Consider the following 14,770-nt stretch of genomic DNA (forward strand, 5'->3'; position numbering starts at 1 on the left):
AAAAAGCTGCCGGTATGGCAGCCTTTTTTATTTATAAGTATTTGTCAAACCATCCTCCAATATATTCAAGCCGCTTGATCCGCTGTGTCGGGTGCCCGTTTCTTGACAAGTCGTGGGATGCGTTCGGAAACCTGACAAGCTTCACTTCTTTCCCCATTTTTTTCAGCGCGGTAAAAAGCTGTTCAGCCTGTTCAACCGGACATCTGTCGTCCCGTTCGCCATGGAGGATTAACAATGGGGTCTCAACCCGGTCCGCATACTTTAGCGGAGAGCGGTCCCATAGTTTATCCGGATTTTCAAAGAGATCTAAGCCGAGCTGCCACTCCGTGAAAAAGTAGCCGATGTCGCTCACACCGTAAAAACTGATCCAGTTGGAAATCGATCGCTGTGTCACCGCGGCCTTAAATCGGTTCGTATGCCCGACGGCCCAGTTCGTCATAAAGCCGCCGTAGCTTCCCCCCGTGATGCCGAGCCTTTCCTGATCGATAAAATCATATCGCCCAAGCACGTGGTCAACGGCTGCCATGACATCATCAAAGTCTCCGTCTCCGTAATCGCCCCGTACTCTGTTGACGAAGTCCTGTCCATAGCCATGGCTTCCTCTCGGATTGACGTAAACGACCGCATAGCCATGGGCGGCCAGCACTTGAAATTCGTGAAAATAAGCATTCGCATACATGGCGTGAGGACCGCCGTGCACTTCTAAAATCAGCGGATACGTTTTTCCTTCTTTATATTGTGCGGGCTTGATCAGCCACCCGTGCACAGTCAAACCATCCTTTGTTTCAAACTGAAGCTCTTCCGGTTCTGAGATGATCCGTTCTTCCGTAAAAGCTTGATTGGCATGTGTGAGCCGGTCTGCTTTTTCTTCGCCTAATGGGATATAGTACAGCTCACTTGGCCAAACAGGCAGCGCAATGGCAGCGGCGAACCCCGTTTCATCAGGATGCAGGCTGAACCCATTCAGATGCTCCTTTTCAAGGCGGACCGGATAAGCGAGGCCTTCTGTTGATATGTAATAAATGCCCGTTGAGCCCTGATCCGTTCCGATCACATAGAAGCCATTGCCATCCTTTGTCCAGGCCGGTTTCGGGAGGACGCCTCCGACAAGGCTGTCTCCTGCGACCGCATCACTCAGATGGACGTCAAGCATTTCTGTCAAACATGACACTTTACCTTTTTCGATATCGTATAACCAAGCTTTATCAAGAGTGGCATTTTGAAATTCTTTTTCATTTCCTAAAAAAGCAAGATATTTTCCGTCAGGGGAAAATGATAATGATGAAAAAATTCCGTTTTTCCCTGTCAGCCGCTTCGTCTCGCCCGTCGAAAGCGTCATGAGGTAGACGTCATTCACACGGGTATCCGCTTTTCTTGTCAAATTAGCGGAAAAGGCAATCATTTTCCCGCAGGGTGAAAACGCATGGCTAAGATGGTCCCGCTCCTGATCTGTGACCTGCTTTATCTCCTCCGTTTCCAAGTCAACGAGAATAAGCTGAGTATATTTCCCCCTTTTAAAGCCCTGTCCGTCTGCTTTATATACTAAAGAATCAACTTCTAAAGGTTCATGTTCTTCCAGTTTCGTTTTTTCTTTATCTGCTGGACTTTCGTCTTTTGTCAGCTTGACTGAACAAAGCAAAGACCTGCCGTCCGGCGACCATTCGGGCTGAGACACATCGTATGGAATATCGGTCACTTTTCTCGCTTCGCCACCGGCTGTATTCATGACGTAAACTTGTATTGTTTCATCCCGGTTTGACGTAAATGCAAGCATGCTGCCGTCTGGCGACCAGCGCGGATGCTGATTTCTTCCTTTTCCAAACGTCCACTGTGCCGATTCCCGCTTTTCAAAGTCAAAAACCATAATATGTGCATCATAGGAGTCTTGCTTTTGGTTTACGTTTGTTTGTACATAAGCCACTTTCCCGCCGTCCGGCGAATACTGAGGGTCTGTAATGGATACAAGCTTGGTGAGGTCTGATTCTGTTATGAGCTGCTTCAACGTCGATTCTCCTCCTCATGTTCAATTCTATATTCTATTTCGACTTCCTAAATAAAAATCCTTGTTTTGACTGCAAACAAAAAAAGAGCCGTTACAAGCTCTTTTTTATTAAACACTGTTCACTGGTTTTCTCTCGATGATACTGCCTGTATTCGGTACATGCAGACAGTCTACCTCACAATGCGGAAACTTTAAGGCAAGCCGGGTTTTGAGCGCTTCTCCTTTTCCTTTTTCAATAAAAGAAAGGATGGTAGGACCCGCTCCGCTTAAAGCCGTTCCGTAAGCGCCATTTAAACCCGCTTCATGCTCCACCTTGGCCAGTTCAGGGACGAGCGCCCGCCGATAAGGCTGGTGAAAGAGGTCTCTTTTCATCATTCGTCCGACAAGCTGCCAGTTCTTTGATATGAGCCCGGCCACGAGCATATTGCTGACAGCGCTCGCTTCAACGGCTTTAGGATAGGGAAGGCTGTCGGGCAGCACGTCCCGCGCATCTTTTGTCAGGACTTCATAAAAAGGGATCACGACGACGACATCCAAATCGATATCCTTCACAGAAACCATCTCTGTTTTATTCTTATCGTGAAGCCCGATGACAAGGCCGCCGGCAAGCGAAGCCCCGGCATTGTCAGGATGGCCTTCTTCAAGACTCGCAAAATGCAGCTTATCACTGTCTGACAGCTTTAAATCAGCGAGCTCGTTTGCCAGTTCAATGGCGGCGGCAATCGCGGCGGCGCTGCTGCCGAGTCCGCGCGCCAGCGGGATGTCGCTCCACACTTTCACAAGGCTCGGGGGCAGCTCTTTTTCGAAATGAGCAGCAGTCCGCTTGGCTACTTGATAGATCAAGTTTTCCGTTCCTTCGGGTATTCCGGCGACGACATCTGTTTCAGCCTCAAAACGCCATTCATCATGCGGAAAAACGGACAGCCTTAAATACCGTGAAAGCGCCATACCGACTGAATCAAAGCCAGGTCCCAAATTGGCCGTGCTTCCAGGAACCGTAATCGAAAACAGCATGTCTGTCTCTGTCATACACGTGCGGCTCCTTTTAAGTGTTCAAGAATTTTTTCTTCGTCCGTCGGCAGTGTCACAGGTTTGATCTTTGACACATCAACGGCTGTATTCGGATCTTTCAGGCCGTTTCCGGTTAAGACCGCGACAACCTTTGTTCCAGGCTGAATCTCTTTCGTTTTCAGCTGTTTCAGCACTCCTGCGATTGACGCGCATGAGCCCGGCTCTGCGAAAACCCCTTCTTCCCGGGCGAGAAGCTGGTAAGCGTGGAGAATCTCTTCATCTGACACTTCATCGATTTTTCCGTTCGATTCATTGGCGGCATTGACCGCTTTATCCCAGCTTGCCGGATTTCCGATTCGAATGGCTGTCGCAACGGTTTCCGGATTTTCAATGACTCTGTTTTTCACAATCGGAGCAGCGCCTTCTGCCTGAAAGCCGCGCATGACCGGCAGGCCGGTGCCATTTTTTTCACCGTATTCTTTAAACCCTTTCCAGTATGCCGTAATGTTGCCGGCATTCCCGACAGGAATCGCTAGTATATCCGGTGCTTCGCCGAGCTGTTCGCAAATTTCAAATGAAGCGGTTTTCTGTCCTTCAATCCGATAAGGATTCACAGAGTTCACCAATGCGATCGGTTCTTTTTCACAAATGCTGCGAACCATTTTCAGCGCATCATCAAAGTTTCCGTCGATCGCGATAATTTCAGCGCCGTACATGACGGCTTGGGCCAATTTTCCGAACGCGATTTTGCCGTCCGGAATGATCACGATGCACTTCATATTAGCGCGCGCCGCATATGCCGCTGCGGCTGCTGATGTGTTGCCTGTCGAGGCGCACATGATCGTGTCATTGCCTTCTTCTTTCGCTTTTGCAACAGCCATGACCATGCCGCGGTCTTTAAAGGAACCGGTCGGATTCACACCCTCTGTTTTGACATAAAGATCAATGCCGAGCTTTGTAGATAGGTTTTGCAAATGGATCAGCGGCGTGTTTCCTTCGTTCAGCGTCAGTTCTGGTGTTTTATCCGTTACCGGAAGATAGTCTTTATATTGATGAATAAGTCCTCTCCACATTAGCTCCAACCGTTCCCTTCTACTCGATAAGTGCTTTTCACCTGTTGAACGACCTCGAGATCATTCAGCTTTTGCAAAATATCAGTGAAATCTTCTTCAGACGTATGATGCGTGACGATGACGATTTCAGCCAAGTCATCATGGTCTTTAATCGGCAGCTGCAGGATTTTTTCAAAGCTGACGCCTCTTTCTGAAAAAATCGAGGTGATTTTTGAAAACGAACCGACTTGGTCTTTTACATGAATTCTTAAAAACTGCTGGGCAAAGATTTCAGCCGGGGCCTTCATTTTCTTCTCAAACTGAGGGTCGACAAAGCTGCTGCCGTTCACGCCGAGGCGCATGTTCTTCATGACGGAGACCAAATCTGACACGACCGCCGTTGCAGTCGGCATGCTTCCCGCTCCCGGACCGTAGAACATCGTTTCCCCGACGGCTTCACCGTATACATAAACCGCATTAAATTCATTATGGACGGATGACAGCGGGTGATGCTCAGGAAGCAATGTCGGCTGGACGCTGACTTCAACTTTTTGTCCATCCCGCTGGGCGATGCCGATCAGCTTCATTATATAGCCGAGCCGTTTGCTGAAGTTGATGTCTTCATCAGACACTTGGGAAATTCCTTTTACTTTGACATCGTCAAGATCGACATTCATTGAAAAGCCGAGCCGTGCCAAAATCGCCATTTTTCTCGCTGCATCAAGGCCTTCTACATCTGCAGTCGGATCTGCTTCGGCAAAACCGAGCCGCTGCGCTTCTTTCAGCACATCATCATACGGAGCATTTTCTTTGTTCATTTTCGTCAAAATGAAATTGGTTGTTCCATTGACGATCCCCATCATCTTTGTGATTCGGTCTGAAGCAAGGCCGTCTTCCAGGCTGCGCAGAATCGGAATTCCGCCGGCCACACTCGCTTCAAAGTAAAGGTCACAGCCGTTTTCTTTCGCTGCCGCTAAAAGCTCAGATCCGTACAGTGCGATCAAATCTTTATTCGCGGTCACGACATGTTTTTTTGCATGAAGCGCGTCAAGCAAATAACGTCTTGTCTGTTCAATTCCTCCAATGACTTCGATAATGACATCCACTTCAGGATCTTCTATCACATCATAAGCTTCGGTTGTCAAAACTTCTTTCGGAAGCTCGACATCCCTCTTCTTGTCCTTATCTTTTACAAGTACTTTTTGAATGGTGACGGGGCACCCAACCTGGTGTGTCAATTTATCCTGGTGATCCTGAATAATTTTCACCACACCGCTCCCGACTGTTCCTAAACCTAGAAGTCCTACTCGTATCGCCTTCACTGAAATTCCACCTTTCCCTCTGATCGTCCTTTCTAAAAGGACATTTGTAAACACAACGCAGACATTTAAGTTACAAACATTATAATGGGGGATTCTTTTTTTGACAAGATGACAATTGTTGAGAAGCAAGAAATGAAAACGCTTTAGTTGTTGATATAATAAGATTCTATATATTCAGAAATATTTTTGTAAGAAAATCTTCCGACCCTATCAAAGCCGGAAGATAGCCGTTAAATCTCAGTCTTCGGCTGTTTCCCTCCAAGGACGAGGGCAATGTTTTCAGCACAGAGTCTCATCATCGCTTCCCTCGTTTCTTTGCTGGCGCTTCCGATATGCGGGAGCGCGGTTACTTGAGGAAGATTGGCTAGCGGATGCTTTTTTGAAATCGGCTCTTCGGCAAAAACGTCCAGCCCCGCGCCGGCAATCTCTTTTTCGACAAGCGCATCATACAAATCGCCTTCGTCCACTACCTGTCCTCTTGAGACATTGATGAAAAAGGCGGTGTGCTTCATCTTTTTGAAAGCGGAGCGGTTAAACATGTGTTTCGTTTCCTTTGTTAAAGGGGTCAGGCATACAACAAAGTCCGATTGTTCAAGCAGTTCATCAAACGATACCCACACAGCGCCAAGCTCTTCTTCCGCCTCGGAATTCTGCCTGCGGTTATGATACAAAACGTTCATGCTAAAGCCTTTTGCCCGTCTTGCAACGGCTCGTCCGATGCTTCCCATGCCGACGATGCCGATCGTTTTATGATGGATATCGGCGCCTGCTAAAAAATAAGGCCCCCAGCCTGTCCATCGGCCTTGTTTGATCCAGTCGCTGGCTTCGATGATTCTGCGCGCCGCAGCCATTAATAAAGCAAAAGTCAAATCTGCTGTGGATTCGGTCAACACATCAGGCGTATTGCAGCAAATAACACGATGTTTGTTGGCAGCTTCTACATCGATATTGTCATAGCCGACTGCCAAATTGGCCACCACTTTTAAATGCAGCGCTTCTTTCAGCAGTTCCTCATCAATCCGGTCTGAGAGCATGGTCAAAAGTCCATCCGCTGTTTTGGCTTTTTCAAGCAGGACATCCCGCGGACATGGTTCATCTTCCTTTTCCCACATTTCAATATCAGCCGCTTCTTTTAATGGGGAAAGCTGTTCTTCCGGTAATGTTCTCGTCACATATACAATCGGTTTATCCATAGCTGCCTCGTTCCTTTCTGTGAGTCGCTTTCAAGTATAAGCATATCGAAAAAAACGGCAAAAGTTAAGACACCTAAGGGCTTAAGGTGTCCTTTTCAGCCAATTGACAGGAGGCATGCTGACATATCCTCCGGCCCGCATGCCGGCCAGCTCCTGAAATCCCTTTAGAAACCGTTCATACGCCGCAGATTGAGACAGTAAATAATCAAGTCTGCTCTCATAAAAATGGTGTTCTGACTCAGAAGATATATAATAGCCTTCAACGGTATCAAAATAGTGAAGCGGAAATAACAGCCTGCTGTACAGCAGCCGCTTAGAAAAAGAGGAAAGCGGTGTGACTTGTTCATATTGCTGAAGAAAAGATGCAATGTCATTGACATTTTTGTTTTCCCGAAACAAACTTCTTGTATATTCCGCAAGATCCCGTGCAGCATGATCAAAAACCCATTCAACAGGAATTTTGATCAAAGGCTCGTGCTTCCATGTCTCACAGGTGAGGCGCTGCTGGCAAATCGTCCCGGAATCGGCCGCTTGCGGCTGATCATCCAATTCCGTGTCAGCCAAATACTGAATCGCATTTTCGGTTAAACCGAGATAATATGGAAACGATTCGATAAACTGTTTTTCAAAGGGCTGCAATTGCGGTGACTGAGACTTTTGCATCCAGAATTGCTCCAGCTGATCAAGGCGCTTCCCCCATAATTCTTTCCACTGCCCGATCCTTGAGGTTTCTTTTACTTCATAAGGGTAGCCCCTTCCCTTTTGATGAAATTCAGCAAGCTCTGCCCCGAATGGATAAGACCTGTTCGTAAAGCGGGGAGCGGCCTGAAGAAGCACATATGATATTCCGTTTTCTTCAAAAGTCATGTCCCCGTCTTTTGTAAATAAAAACGTAGACACGTATGGGTCACGCTGTTCTTGCAAATACTGACTCATACCGTAAAATTCCGTCAGTTCAGTCTGATTGAAATGGGAAACCGGAACGATCAAAAATATGGAGTTTGGCGTTTGAAAGCTCTGATAAGAAAGATGCTGTGAAAGATCACGTATATGAATGCCGAATTTTTCTTTAATCAAATCTTTCATGGATATCACCTTCGTTCCTAAAAAATGACCTTCTACACATCGTAATAACGAAGGAATCCAATTATGAGTAGAACATCAAGAAAAAGAGTTCTAAAATCGTTACATTTTTCAGGATGTTTGTATACACTAAGTAAAAAAGATTGGGTGAAAATGATGCCGGAAAACAACAGCATGCATCAAATCGAAACAGCAGCAAAAGAGTGGCTTGAGAAACGGGGAGTCAAGATATCGGACATTGCAGACCTTGTCTACATTCTGCAAAAGAAATATCATCCAAACTTAACAAAAAAAGAATGCGAAGAAAATGTCAGCCGGGTCATGAAGAAGCGCGAAGTTCAAAACGCCGTGATCACAGGTATTCAATTGGATATATTAGGAGAGCAGAAAAAACTTCTTGAACCGCTCCAGACTTTAATTGAAACGGATGAAAGCCTTTATGGCGTCGATGAAATCCTCTCTTTCTCAATCGTCAACCTTTACGGTTCGATCGGTTATACGAACTATGGCTACATCGATAAAATCAAACCTGGGGTGCTGGGCCGTTTAAACGATAAATCAACCGGCGAATGCCATACCTTTTTGGACGATATCGTCGGCGCTATCGCAGCAGCAGCCTCCAGCAGACTGGCTCATCGGGCTAAAGACACGGAATAAAGGCCCCAAAAAAAACACTTGTCCTTTTTGGAACAAGTGTTTTTTTGTTAGATGCGATCCATCCATTCTGTCAGTGAATCGATCACATATGTCGGTTTTTCCGGATAGGTCTCAAGGTGTTCTTTTTTGGTGACGCCAGTGTGCACAAGAAGTGTATCCATGCCTGAATTCATCCCGGCCATAATATCTGTGTCATAGTTGTCACCGACCATCAGCGTTTCACTGATGTCCGTCCCGAGCACTTTCATCGCCTGCTCCATGATGATCGGTTCGGGCTTGCCGATAAAAATCGGCTCTGTACGCGTTGAGACGGTTAATACGGATGTTAAAGAACCATTACCAGGCAAAAGCCCTCTTTCAGTCGGAATGGCGATATCGCCATTTGTCGAAATGAATTTGGCGCCGTTCCGTATCGCCAGACAGCCGACGGCGAGCTTTTCATATGTAATGCCGCGGTCAATACCGACAACGACAAAGTCGGCGTCTTCACCGCCGAATGCCAAGCCCTTTTCTTCAATGGCTTGGCGGATTCCTTCTTCACCAATCACATAGACGGATGCGCCCGGTCTTTGTTCAGCGATAAAGTTCGCTGTAGCCATGCTTGTCGTAAATACCTGTTCTTCCGTTGCCGGGATGTCAAAAGAAATAAGCTTGTCCGCCACTTGTTTCGGAGTACGCGAGGAATTGTTGGTTACGAATAAGTAGGGAATATTCCGCTCTTTCAGCTTCTTTACAAATTCGCAGGCTTCGTCGATTTTTTCCGTTCCCTTGTACATTGTTCCGTCTAGGTCAATTAAATATCCTTTGTATGTTTTCATGTTGTCACTCCAGTTTTTTAATGCGGTTTGAATGCAGATACCGGACCGAGCTCATTGTTTAAATAATCGCGGATCCGGGCCGGAAAATGCTCAAGCGTTTCCGCGTGCTGATGCAGCAGCTTTTCCAATTCTTCATGGTTCACGTTCAGGTAGTCTTGAACCAATATTTTGCGGGAGGCGATCAGATGTTTCAGGCTGTCTCCTTCTGTTTGGCCGACAACTTTTTCATCCGTCAGTATATCCATGATGTCGTCATAGCTGCCAGGGTCCCTCATAATAAAGCCGTCAATCATATCGTTCCCTATATCCAATATACATTCCATCAGCGTATGGCCGATTCGCTCAAGCGCTTTTTTTTCTATTTCAGAAGTCCATTCCTCCTGCGCTTTAAAGAGCCGGAGTTCATCTTCAAGATAGTTCAGCGTGTTTTCGATTTTGTTTCGATCGACAAAATACACAAGCTCACATCCCCTATTATTATCGCTTATTTTCGTAATCGTTTTAAAACAAAATAGGCACATCCAAAATTACAATATTCGTAAATATATTCATCAAGGGTGCTGATTTTTGTATCAAATGTGGCCTTTTGGTTTTGGTCGTCAAAAAAGCCTTTCAGCCTCAGCTGGCTGTATCCCCAGTCTCCGACAATATAGTCGTACTTATTTAAAATGTCGGAGTATCTTGCTTTAAATGCTTCTTCATTAAAGCCGTTTTTTACATCTTGGACGACTTCAAAAGCAGCGTTCTGAACGACGATCATTCTTTTCACCTCTTTTATATGATAATTCAAACCCAAGCCGCCATCAATTGCTAAGAATAAATCCGCTTCTTTGGAAAAGCTAAAGATAAGGAGGAAATGCAGAATGAATAAAAAATTATTTTTATTTGGCCTGCTGCTGGCACCGCTTGTAGGATGTCAGACGGCTTTAAACGACACAGAACACAATATTTATGAAGAAGACGGAAATACCGTACATGTGGCTGATAAGAATCCCCAATATAACGAGCGATTCCGAAACGACGACCGGAAAGGCAGGTTCGGATATGCGCGGCATCAGGCAACCCCTGTTGCAAATAAGGAAGAGATGCAGGCTCCGCAAATCAACCGGGAAGAAGTGGCTCATATTATATCTAGTTTAACGGTTCAGCTTCCCAATATTCAAGATGCCTCAACGCTTGTAACAGATGAGGAAGCACTTGTCGTCTACAAAACGGACTCCAAGAAGAGGGAAGAAACGGCTGACCAGGTGAAAAAGACAGCCGCATCCGTCATACCGAGATATTACAAAATCTATATTTCAGATGATGCAAACTTGATCCAATCCGTTGCCAATTTCAGCCGGCTCGGGTCCAACTCAAGAAATGTCGATCAGCTGATGGCTGATACGATCAAAGAAATGCAAAAATCGCCGCAAGGAAAAACAACTACAGATACAGACGATGAAACCGGCCTTGATGGAAAAGGAAAAAACATGGAATCCTAAAACCGGATGCGGCCGCATAAAAAAACGCCAGAATGTCTGGCGTTTCAACGTGTCGACAAACCCTCGCATTCGTTGTCAGGCCTGCGCGTCGGTGCTCACGAATTCCAACATTCGCTCCGCTCCGATGCTCGGCCTTCCTAGACTGCAAAGGTTTTCAATCACGCTGAAAGGATGACAAAAACCTAAAACTTCAAACCGTTTTAGGATTTTGTCAACAATCTGAAACGCCAGAATGTCTGGCGTTTTTTTGCTAAGTCCCCGTCTATGCCTGCGCCTGACGTTTTTTAGACGCTTCATTCACCTGTTCGTCGGCATGGTATGAAGAACGGACGAGCGGTCCTGCTTCACAATGGCTGAAGCCTTTTTCCATGGCGATTTCTTTTAACTCGGCAAACTCATCAGGGTGATAGTACTTTTGTACTTTGATATGTTTTTTAGAAGGCTGCAAATATTGACCGATTGCCATAATATCGACGTTGTTTGCAAGAAGGTCATCCATTGTTTCAATGATTTCCTCTTTTGTTTCGCCAAGACCGATCATAATGCTGGATTTCGTTGGAATATCGGGCTGCATTTCTTTGGCCCGGCGCAAAAATTCCAAAGACCGATCATATGTAGCTCTTGCACGGACTCTTGGCGTCAGGCGGCGAACCGTCTCAATGTTGTGGTTTAAGATGTCCGGCCGGGTATCCATCAGCGTTTTTAAATTATCATAGTCTCCGCCCATGTCAGAAGGGAGAACTTCAATCGTTGTAAAAGGGCTTTTTCTGCGGACAGCGCGCACCGTTTCAGCAAAAACGCCTGCGCCTCCATCTTTTAAGTCATCACGGGCAACAGCTGTAATGACCGCATGCTTCAGATTCATAATGCTCACAGAATCTGCGACGCGTTCCGGCTCATTTAAATCCAGTTCGGTCGGCAGTCCTGTTTTTACCGCACAGAACCGGCAGGCTCTGGTGCAGACAGATCCAAGGATCATAAAGGTCGCAGTCCGTCTGACGGCCCAGCATTCATGAATATTCGGACATTTTGCCTCTTCACAAACCGTATTCAAGTTATTCTCTCTCATTAGCTTTTTCAAACCCGTATAGTTTTCATTCGTGTTCAGCTTAATTTTAAGCCATTCGGGCTTTCTCAGGTGCTCGTCTTTCTTTGCCAATTCCATCATCTCCATCGTGGATTGTAGTCAAGTTCAAATACGAAAGTTTTGACGCTACGCCGGATGTGTCCCTTGCTTTTGGAACCGCTTAAAAAACCAAATCGTCATCTTTAGTCACTTTAACATAGTACAGATTTGTGAACAAGTGTTGGTTTCACAATATGGAATTACTAACATTTTCATATTATCGTTTCCTTCATATGTCACAAACTATATGTATTCAAACGGAAAGGAGCTAAGGACACTGTGAAAGTTGTATTATCCGTTCTCATCCTCCTTTTGTTCATTTTGCAGCCTTGTGCTTTCGCGAAGGAAAAAAAAGAGCCTGATCTGCAGAAGAGAATGGCGCTATATCATAAAACAGAGGCGGCAACTCATATTCCCTGGTATGTTTTCGCAGCTGTGGATCAATATGAGATCAATCTCCGCAAAAACCGCAGAGATTTGCCAAAGCTGAAGGGTGATACAGGGATCTATATTCCCCAAAGCATCTGGAGCGGTCCTGAAAACCCGAATCCTCAAGATAAGTCACCGCTCAGCATCAAGGTTTTTGACGGAATTGGAATGGATGGAAACGGAGACGGTAAAGCAGAAGCAGATCAGGATGAAGATGTCCTTTATACATTTGGCCAATACTTACTGACATATGGAAGAGATATCGATAACATCCGCATCGGGTTGTGGGAATTTTATGAAAGGGATCAGACGGTCGGCATCATTTCAGGCTTTATCAAGCTTTTTCAAAAGTACGGCCACATTGATTTAGGTGAACACGCCTTTCCTCTGCCGGTAAAATCAGATTACAGCTATAGAAGCACCTGGGGAGATGCCCGCGGATTCGGCGGAAGGCGCATCCATGAAGGAACCGATTTGTTCGCCCACTATGGTCTGCCCGTTCGCTCCACATGCTACGGAATTATTGAAATGAAGGGCTGGAACCGTTTTGGGGGATGGAGAATCGGGATCAGAGACATCAATAATACGTATCACTATTTTGCCCATCTGAATGGATTCAGCAAAGGATTAAAAGCCGGGCAGATCGTTGAGCCGGGACAGGTCATCGGTTCTGTCGGCAATACGGGATACGGGCCGCCGGGAACATCCGGAAAGTTCCCTCCCCACCTGCACTACGGCATGTATAAAGATAATGGGAGAACCGAATGGTCATTTGATCCGTATCCTCACTTGAGAGCATGGGAACGAAAAGAAATCAGAAAGAAAAAATAAAAGCAAACATCCCTATTCAACTGAATAGGGATGTTTATCATTAACTGCTTTGTTGTTTTTTATGTTTCACAACCGCATTTGTGATGCTTGCGGCCAATCCTCCCCAAATAATGATGATGCCTGCAGCCATCATTGCAATAGAAGCACCGCTCATGAGGAAACCTCCTTATCTTGATGAAGTGAAGTATACCCAAGCCCATTCTTCCATTTAGAAAGCGAGAGCAGGAAGCCTGCTGCGATGGCGCCAACCGCCACACACCATCCCCACTTCAGCAGAAATTCCATCGGCAGATCGCCATAAGCCGTTGTCAGATTCGTTTTGATATTATCAAACATCATATAGCCCAGCACAAGCGGAGTGACAACACTTAAACAAATTCTCCACCATGCGCCCAGCTGAATGTCGGAAACCGAATTGGCGTGAGCCTGAAGAGATTTGAGCTCTCTGGCGAACCAGGCGATGGCAATGACTTCAATCAACCCGGCAAGCGCTACTCCGAAATTATTGATAAAGTAGTCGGCCGCATCGAGGAAGAACAATCCGCCTTTTGTAGCAAACACCAATGAACACAGAGCTGCGGCTCCTCCGCCGTAAAGGACGGCCTTCCGCCGCGGCACATTAAATTTATCCTGAATCGCGGCCACATACGTTTCCGAAATCGAAATGAGAGATGACAGGCCGGCTAAAACGAGCGAACCAAAGAATAAAAATCCGAACAGCGCATTAAACGCCGGAAACTCATTGATGATCTGCGGAAATACGACAAACGCCAAGCCGACTCCCGAAGAGACAACCTCTTTCACCGGAATGCCCTGCTGCGCTGCCATAAATCCAAGGGCGCTGAATACGCCGATCCCAGCCAAAAGTTCAAAAGATGAATTGCCGAATCCGGTAATAAATGCATTGTTAGTAATATCTGATTTCTTTGGCAAATAGCTGGAATAGGTAATCATGATCGCGAAAGCAATCGACAGGCTGAAGAAAATTTGGCCGTATGCTGCAACCCACACTTTTCCGTTTGTAATCTGGCTCCAGTCAGGAGTGAAAAACGCATTCAGCCCTTGAGATGCTCCATCCAGTGTTATCGAATAAATGACGATGATTAAAAATAAGACCCCAAGCAATGGAATGAAAATCCGGTTTGCCATTTCGATCCCTTTTTTGACTCCGGCAAATAAAATGCCCAGAGAGACAATCCAAACGATCGCCAGCGGGATCAAGACACCCGGCACAAAGCCGCCGAATTGGCCGATTGCACCGCCGCTGATATCCACTCTGTTTAAATATTCAGTCATTAAGAAATTTTCTGTATCTTTACCCCATCCCAAGTTGAAAGAAAAAACGGCGTAGGATATGGCCCAAGCCACGATAACAGCATAATAAGTTGAAATGACAAATGATATCGCAACCTGCCACCAGCCGATCCATTCTTTTCCTTTCCCCATTCTGGCGTAAGAAAGCGGTGCCGACCCTCTGTACTTATGACCGATTGTAAATTCCATTATGAGAAGGGGAATTCCTGCGGTTAACAGCGCAAACAAATATGGCAAAAAGAATGCGCCGCCTCCGTTTTCATAAGCGACAGCCGGGAATCTCCAAATATTCCCCAAGCCGATTGCAGAACCGACTGCTGCCATGATAAAACCCGCTCTTGTTCCCCATTGCGGACGAGTATCCATAAGCTTCCTCCTTTACCTTTTTGAAACATCAGAAAACAAAGAATTTTCTAATTATTATTATTATTGAATAGTATATACAGTC

15 protein-coding genes are annotated in these 14,770 nt (G+C 46.0%); 3 read left to right on the plus strand and 12 right to left on the minus strand.

Annotated elements, in window-relative coordinates:
* Positions 1-31: 31 nt before the first annotated feature.
* The 6 genes from RBH91_RS17960 to yutH form a co-directional block, all read right to left on the minus strand.
* On the minus strand, positions 32-2,002 hold the full coding sequence (locus RBH91_RS17960; RefSeq protein WP_307892400.1) for a S9 family peptidase: 1,971 nt from the start codon (positions 2,000-2,002) through the stop codon (positions 32-34).
* A 108-nt stretch (positions 2,003-2,110) separates the two neighbouring features.
* On the minus strand, positions 2,111-3,031 hold the full coding sequence (thrB, locus tag RBH91_RS17965; RefSeq protein WP_307892401.1) for a homoserine kinase: 921 nt from the start codon (positions 3,029-3,031) through the stop codon (positions 2,111-2,113).
* Positions 3,028-4,086, minus strand: coding sequence for a threonine synthase (thrC, locus tag RBH91_RS17970; protein ID WP_307894787.1), 1,059 nt, complete (start codon positions 4,084-4,086; stop codon positions 3,028-3,030). The genes thrB and thrC overlap by 4 nt, the downstream gene beginning before the upstream one ends.
* Positions 4,086-5,387 (minus strand): homoserine dehydrogenase, encoded by a 1,302-nt coding sequence (locus RBH91_RS17975; RefSeq protein ID WP_307892402.1) that lies wholly within the window; start codon positions 5,385-5,387, stop codon positions 4,086-4,088. The genes thrC and RBH91_RS17975 overlap by 1 nt, the downstream gene beginning before the upstream one ends.
* A 230-nt stretch (positions 5,388-5,617) precedes the next feature.
* Positions 5,618-6,580, minus strand: coding sequence for a 2-hydroxyacid dehydrogenase (locus tag RBH91_RS17980; protein WP_307892403.1), 963 nt, complete (start codon positions 6,578-6,580; stop codon positions 5,618-5,620).
* 81 nt (positions 6,581-6,661) lie between these two features.
* Positions 6,662-7,666, minus strand: coding sequence for a spore coat putative kinase YutH (gene yutH / locus RBH91_RS17985; RefSeq protein WP_307892404.1), 1,005 nt, complete (start codon positions 7,664-7,666; stop codon positions 6,662-6,664).
* Positions 7,667-7,819: 153 nt separating this feature from the next.
* On the opposite strand from yutH, the gene RBH91_RS17990 reads away from it, so the two are divergent.
* Positions 7,820-8,320 (plus strand): phosphatidylglycerophosphatase A family protein, encoded by a 501-nt coding sequence (locus RBH91_RS17990; protein ID WP_307892405.1) that lies wholly within the window; start codon positions 7,820-7,822, stop codon positions 8,318-8,320.
* Between the two features lie 47 nt (positions 8,321-8,367).
* Here RBH91_RS17990 and RBH91_RS17995 read toward each other — a convergent pair whose 3' ends face one another.
* Genes RBH91_RS17995 through RBH91_RS18005 form a run of 3 tightly spaced genes read right to left on the minus strand, consistent with a single transcriptional unit; the run spans position 8,368 to position 9,898 of the window.
* On the minus strand, positions 8,368-9,138 hold the full coding sequence (locus RBH91_RS17995) for a TIGR01457 family HAD-type hydrolase (protein WP_307892406.1): 771 nt from the start codon (positions 9,136-9,138) through the stop codon (positions 8,368-8,370).
* Positions 9,139-9,155: 17 nt separating this feature from the next.
* Positions 9,156-9,596 carry a DUF86 domain-containing protein gene (locus tag RBH91_RS18000; protein WP_307892407.1) on the minus strand — a complete coding sequence of 147 codons (441 nt, stop codon included), beginning with the start codon at positions 9,594-9,596 and terminating at the stop codon, positions 9,156-9,158.
* Positions 9,597-9,622: 26 nt separating this feature from the next.
* Positions 9,623-9,898: a YutD family protein gene (locus tag RBH91_RS18005; protein WP_076762079.1), complete on the minus strand. Its 276-nt coding sequence runs from the start codon at positions 9,896-9,898 to the stop codon at positions 9,623-9,625.
* Between the two features lie 103 nt (positions 9,899-10,001).
* Between RBH91_RS18005 and RBH91_RS18010 the strand changes: the two genes are divergently transcribed.
* Complete coding sequence (locus RBH91_RS18010) at positions 10,002-10,622, plus strand: YhcN/YlaJ family sporulation lipoprotein (protein WP_307892408.1); 621 nt, start codon at positions 10,002-10,004, stop codon at positions 10,620-10,622.
* 262 nt (positions 10,623-10,884) lie between these two features.
* Here RBH91_RS18010 and lipA read toward each other — a convergent pair whose 3' ends face one another.
* A complete protein-coding gene (lipA, locus tag RBH91_RS18015; RefSeq protein ID WP_263315914.1) occupies positions 10,885-11,796 on the minus strand; it encodes a lipoyl synthase in 912 nt (303 codons plus the stop codon).
* A gap of 231 nt (positions 11,797-12,027) precedes the next feature.
* On the opposite strand from lipA, the gene RBH91_RS18020 reads away from it, so the two are divergent.
* Complete coding sequence (locus RBH91_RS18020; RefSeq protein WP_307892409.1) at positions 12,028-13,008, plus strand: M23 family metallopeptidase; 981 nt, start codon at positions 12,028-12,030, stop codon at positions 13,006-13,008.
* Between the two features lie 40 nt (positions 13,009-13,048).
* On the opposite strand, the gene RBH91_RS18025 is transcribed toward RBH91_RS18020, so the two are convergent.
* Positions 13,049-13,162 carry a methionine/alanine import family NSS transporter small subunit gene (locus RBH91_RS18025; protein ID WP_148956518.1) on the minus strand — a complete coding sequence of 38 codons (114 nt, stop codon included), beginning with the start codon at positions 13,160-13,162 and terminating at the stop codon, positions 13,049-13,051.
* The gene (locus tag RBH91_RS18030; RefSeq protein WP_307892410.1) at positions 13,159-14,688 is read right to left on the minus strand and encodes a sodium-dependent transporter; all 1,530 of its coding nucleotides are present in this window, start codon (positions 14,686-14,688) and stop codon (positions 13,159-13,161) included. Before RBH91_RS18030 ends, RBH91_RS18025 begins: the two co-directional genes overlap by 4 nt.
* Positions 14,689-14,770 lie beyond the last annotated feature (82 nt).

The sequence above is a fragment of the Bacillus swezeyi genome (assembly GCF_030908325.1).
Classification (GTDB): Bacteria; Bacillota; Bacilli; order Bacillales; family Bacillaceae; genus Bacillus; species Bacillus swezeyi.